This is a genomic window from Mesorhizobium sp., from assembly GCF_004962925.1.
Lineage (GTDB): Bacteria > Pseudomonadota > Alphaproteobacteria > Rhizobiales > Rhizobiaceae > Mesorhizobium.
Genome location: NZ_SUEO01000263.1, coordinates 3335 through 7830, shown reverse-complemented (window position 1 = coordinate 7830; position 4496 = coordinate 3335). Strand labels below are relative to the sequence as shown.

7 protein-coding genes are annotated in these 4496 nt (G+C 63.9%); 1 reads left to right on the top strand and 6 read right to left on the bottom strand.

Features of this window, described 5'->3' with window-relative positions; translation table 11 throughout:
• On the bottom strand, window positions 1-917 hold a 917-nt coding region (locus E5W87_RS31755; protein WP_292406792.1), incomplete at its 3' end, for an SMP-30/gluconolactonase/LRE family protein.
• Between the two features lie 292 nt (window positions 918-1209).
• On the opposite strand from E5W87_RS31755, the gene E5W87_RS31750 reads away from it, so the two are divergent.
• Window positions 1210-1377 (top strand): hypothetical protein, encoded by a 168-nt coding sequence (locus E5W87_RS31750; RefSeq protein ID WP_287121051.1) that lies wholly within the window; start codon window positions 1210-1212, stop codon window positions 1375-1377.
• Window positions 1378-1470: 93 nt separating this feature from the next.
• Here the strand turns inward: E5W87_RS31750 and E5W87_RS31745 are convergent, their stop codons facing one another.
• From E5W87_RS31745 to ccmA, 5 genes are all read right to left on the bottom strand, one after another.
• Window positions 1471-2514 (bottom strand): DUF2332 family protein, encoded by a 1044-nt coding sequence (locus tag E5W87_RS31745; RefSeq protein WP_292406787.1) that lies wholly within the window; start codon window positions 2512-2514, stop codon window positions 1471-1473.
• 15 nt (window positions 2515-2529) lie between these two features.
• The gene (locus E5W87_RS31740) at window positions 2530-3108 is read right to left on the bottom strand and encodes a DsbE family thiol:disulfide interchange protein (protein WP_292406785.1); all 579 of its coding nucleotides are present in this window, start codon (window positions 3106-3108) and stop codon (window positions 2530-2532) included.
• A complete protein-coding gene (gene ccmD, locus E5W87_RS31735; RefSeq protein ID WP_292406782.1) occupies window positions 3105-3272 on the bottom strand; it encodes a heme exporter protein CcmD in 168 nt (55 codons plus the stop codon). The genes E5W87_RS31740 and ccmD overlap by 4 nt, the downstream gene beginning before the upstream one ends.
• A gap of 143 nt (window positions 3273-3415) precedes the next feature.
• Complete coding sequence (ccmB, locus tag E5W87_RS31730; RefSeq protein WP_292406777.1) at window positions 3416-4081, bottom strand: heme exporter protein CcmB; 666 nt, start codon at window positions 4079-4081, stop codon at window positions 3416-3418.
• Between the two features lie 61 nt (window positions 4082-4142).
• The coding region (gene ccmA / locus E5W87_RS31725) for a heme ABC exporter ATP-binding protein CcmA (RefSeq protein ID WP_292406775.1) at window positions 4143-4496 on the bottom strand (354 nt) is incomplete at its 5' end.

Here is a 4496-nt window from a genome sequence, read left to right as displayed (position 1 = left end):
TACGTCTTTGCGCCGTTGACCATCAGCCGGACCATGTAGAGCGAGGTCGTGCCGGCGATGTAGAGGCAGTTCAGCTTGTTGCCGCCGAACACGCAATTGGCGACGACTTCCGGCACCTTGATCTTGCCGATCAGCGTCCCGTCCGGATCGTAGCAATGGATGCCGTCGGCGGCGCTCGTCCAGATGCGCCCTTGGTCGTCGAGCCTGAAACCGTCGAACAGGCCGGCCGTGCATTCGGCGAAGACTTTTCCGCCGGAGACCTTCTTGCCGCCCTTGTCGACATTGAACACTCGCATATGCGCCGGATTCTGCGCGCCATGCGTGCGGCCGGTATCGACGACATAGAGCTTGCTCTCGTCGAGCGAGAAGGCAAGCCCGTTGGGCCTGACCATGTCGGTGATGACAGCCTCGATCTCGCCGGTGCCGGGATCGGCCCGGTAGACATGACAGGCGCCGATCTCGCTCTCGGCCTTGTCGCCCTCATAGTCCGTATCGATGCCGTAGGTCGGATCGGTGAACCAGAGCGACCCGTCGGATTTGACCACCGCATCGTTGGGCGAGTTCAGCCGCTTGCCGCGCCATTTGTCGGCGATGGTGGTGATCGAGCCGTCATGCTCGGTGCGGCTGACGCGGCGGCCCGAATGCTCGCAGCTGACCAGCCGGCCCTGCCGGTCGACGGTGTTGCCGTTGGAATTGCCCGACGGCTGCCGGAACACGCTGACGCTGCCGTCGGTCTCGTCGTAGCGCAGCATGCGGTTGTTGGGGATGTCGGACCAGACGACGTAACGGCCGGCCGCGAACCATGCCGGCCCTTCCGCCCACCGGCATCCGGTGAACAGCTTTTCCACCAGCGCGTTGCCGTTGAACAGCCGCGCAAAACGCGGATCGAGAATCTCGTAGTGGTCTTCGGCGGCCATGGTTTCCCTCCCAGTCATGCAAATCGCTAATGCCGGCGCGATCAAGCCAGCCGGCGATCGATATGGCAAGATCATTGATATCAGTCTCACCGCATCTTGAGGCACCGAGGCAACCCGCGGCAGTGCCGCATTGCCGCAAACAACAAATCATGCGCCGTTAACCGGCTATGCGTCCAGTGCAATGGTGCATTGCAACATCTTCTTTTTGCAACGCACCATAACTATGTCATGCTCCATATCGATCAGGGAGGAACAACCTGCCGCAACAATGCGGCACAGAAGGAACCTCGCTATGATTCTCGACAGCCTCATGAGCCGCGCTCGCACCAGCATCGCCAAGCGCCGGCAATACAACCGCCTCATCGCCGAAATCGACTCCTTTTCCAGCCGCGATCTGGCCGACATGCGCGCCGACCGCAGCGAAATGCTCTATCAGGTCCACAAGCAGATCTACGGCTGAGGCGAACGCATGATCCCGAACCGAAGGTCAGCGCAGCAAAAAGTTGCAGACTTTTCGGACGAGATCATGCGCAACCAGAACTGTTTGATCGGCTCAGCCGATCCATTCGATCCAGCGGCCGTGGTAATCGCAATGGGCCAAGCGGCGTGTCTCGCCGCCGGGCCATAGAGTAAGGCTGAGTACCGCCCAATTGTTTGTGGGATCGCGCGGCTCCATCCTCAGCCTTGCGATAGGCGCAGCGGCCGTGGCCTGTCTGCCCGCCTGCTCCAGGGTGGCGGTGATGGCATCCTTGGTCGCCCGTGGCAGGTATTGCCACATGATCGAATGATAGAGCACGAAGGCGCCGCCCTGCTGCCGAGCGGCCAGTGCCTTCTCGACAAACTCCGCCGCGTCCGCTTTGACAAGCAACGGCGGAAACTTTTCGGCAAGTGACAGCGCGGCGTCGAGCCGGGCCAGCCGCGCTGCCTGATCGGCCCAGACATAAGACCGAAGCCGTAACCGCGCCGCTGCGTCGGCGAGATCGACCGGCGCGATGTCGCAGCCGGCGCGATGGCGGACGTCGATCACTCCACCAAGCGAAACAGCGCGGCCGCGCGCCTCCGGCGCCAACCGGACGGGGGAGGCCGGGTCTCCCCACTCGGCATCGCCGTAGCGATAGTGAAAGCTGTCGAACAGGAGATTGAGCCCGGCGCTGGCGCCGATCTCGCACAGATCCAGCGGCAGGCCGGTTTCCCGCGCGATCGTCAGAAATCCAGGCAGCAGCATCGCCGACCGGGCGATTTCATTGGTCTGCGGCGCACCGGCGAGGCCAGCGACGATCCGCTCGTCGGATCGCGCAATTGCTTCCGGCAGCACCGCCGCGATCTCGGATTCGCTTGTCTGGTTGGGCGGATAGATGAGTGCCAGTCGCTCACTGGCACCCGTCAGGACCAACGCATGCAGCGCGCCGCAGACCCGCAATGCGAGGGCGTCGGCGCGCGCGTCACCCAGCCAGCCGAGCACCGCCTGCCCGGTCCTGGTGTTTGCATCGAGAACCTTGGCCAGCGCACGGCATAAATTCGCGGTGAAAGGCGAGCCAAGTCCATCGCAGGCTTTCGCCTGAGCCAGGAAATGATCGCGGATGTCTCGTTCGTCCATCGCGTTTCCGCTGTCTCAGCCCGGAGCGGCCAGCGCCTTCTCGATCTCCGGCAAAAGCAGCGTCTGCGCCGAGCCTGGCGTCAGCGGGCCGACATGCTTGTAGGCGATCTTGCCGTCCTTGCCGATGACGAAGGTTTCCGGCACGCCGTAGACGCCCCAGTCGATCGCCGCGCGCCCCGCCGCGTCGACGCCGATCGCCTGGAACGGATTGCCGAGATCGCCGAGGAACCGGCGGGCGTTTTCCGGCTGGTCCTTGTAGTTGAGCGCTGACATGACGAAGCGCTTGTCCTGCGACAGCGCCAGCAGCACCGGATGTTCGTCACGGCATGGCCCGCACCAGGACGCGAAGACGTTGACCAGCGTGACCTTACCGGCGAACTGCCTGGAATCGAGCCCCGGCAAATTCATGCCCTCCAGCGCCGGCAGATTGGTCTGCGGCGCCGGCAGGCCGATCAGCGCCGATGGCACCTCCGACGTGTCGCGACCGGACAACAGCTGCGTCAGAAACAGCCCAGCCAGCCCGAGGAAAATCAACAACGGCAAAAGCACGATCAGGCGCCGCCCGCGCGCCGGCGTTTTGGCCTCCATGCTCATGATTTCCCCGCCTTGTCTGAGCGCCGCCGCACACCGGCCGCTTCCAGCTCGGCGAGGTCTCGCTTGCGTGCCCGCTGGTCGAGAAGGATCCAGCCGATCAGCCCGGCCAGAACCACGGCCGTGATGGCATAGGCAGCGGCCACATAGAGCGCATGCGCGCTCATATCGTTCGCTCCGCCGGCGCAAAACCTTTCAGCCGGACCATTCCGCTTCGTTCGAACATGCTCTCCCTTAACCTTGCGCTGTCGGCTTCGCAATCGACAGCAGCGCCGCAGCCTTTGAGGTCAGGCGGCCGTCTAATTTAGTTTTAGTCCGCCCCATGACGTAGCGCCAGCGCCGCTGCAACCGGCCCCAGCACGGCAAGAAACAAGGTCAGCGCGGCGAGAATGAGGAAAGGCTGCAGGAACGGATCGGGATCCGCCACCGCGCCATAGCTTGCCGAGACGCCAAAGATCAGCACGGGAATGGTCAGCGGCAATACCAGCACCGAGATCAGCAGCCCGCCGCGCGGCAGCGCCACCGCCACCGCCGCGCCGGCGGCGCCGATAAAAGTGATCGCCGGCGTGCCGACCAGAAGGGTCAGCGCCGTGGCGCCAATGCCGATCGGCTCCATATTCATGAACAGGCCAAGCAGGGGTGCCGCGACGACCAGCGGCAGCACGCTTCCCGCCCAATGCGCCAGGCATTTCGTCAGCACGGTCAGTGCCAGCATGTGGCGGTCGTCGCCGAGCACCAGAAGATCGAGCGAACCGTCTTCCCGGTCGGCCTGGAACAATCGGTCGAGACCGAGCAGGCAAGCGAGCAAGGCGCCGATCCACAGGATTGCCGGCCCGATGCGGGCGAGCAGATTGAGGTCCGGCCCGACGCCGAAGGGGATCGTGGCGATCACCGCGAGAAAGAAGATCACGCCGGTCAGCGCCCCGCCGCCGGCACGGATACTGAGGCGGATATCGCGCAGGAAGAGGGCTAGCATCGGTTGAGATGCTTTTGCCGATGTCCGGCAGGACAGAGGGGGGTGGGAAGGATCGCCGACATCACCCGCTTTCCCCCATCCTCAATTCTTGCGCCCCCTCTATCCCTAGCGGCAGATGCGTCGCCGCGACGATAATGCCTCCCTCTTCCAGATGCTGCATCATCAATCGGGCGAATCGCTCTTCCGAAGCCTTGTCCAGACCGGCCGTCGGCTCGTCGAGCAGCCACAATGGCCGCCGGCTGACCAGCAGTTTTGCGATCGCCGCGCGGCGGCGTTGCCCGGTGGAGAGATAGCCGAACGGCAGATGTCCGATACCATCAAGCCCAACCGTTTCCAGCGCCTGTTCAGCGCTCAAGAAATCCGCGCCCGAAAAATCGCGCCAGAAGCGCAGATTTTCCGCCACGCTCAGCGCCGT

What these genes read in the sequence shown, in the direction of transcription:
- E5W87_RS31750 (WP_287121051.1), top strand. Translation starts at nt 1,210, where the DNA reads ATGATTCTCGACAGCCTCATGAGCCGCGCTCGCACCAGCATCGCCAAG.
- E5W87_RS31745 (WP_292406787.1), bottom strand. Translation starts at nt 2,514, where the DNA reads ATGGACGAACGAGACATCCGCGATCATTTCCTGGCTCAGGCGAAAGCC.
- E5W87_RS31740 (WP_292406785.1), bottom strand. Translation starts at nt 3,108, where the DNA reads ATGAGCATGGAGGCCAAAACGCCGGCGCGCGGGCGGCGCCTGATCGTG.
- ccmD (WP_292406782.1), bottom strand. Translation starts at nt 3,272, where the DNA reads ATGAGCGCGCATGCGCTCTATGTGGCCGCTGCCTATGCCATCACGGCC.
- ccmB (WP_292406777.1), bottom strand. Translation starts at nt 4,081, where the DNA reads ATGCTAGCCCTCTTCCTGCGCGATATCCGCCTCAGTATCCGTGCCGGC.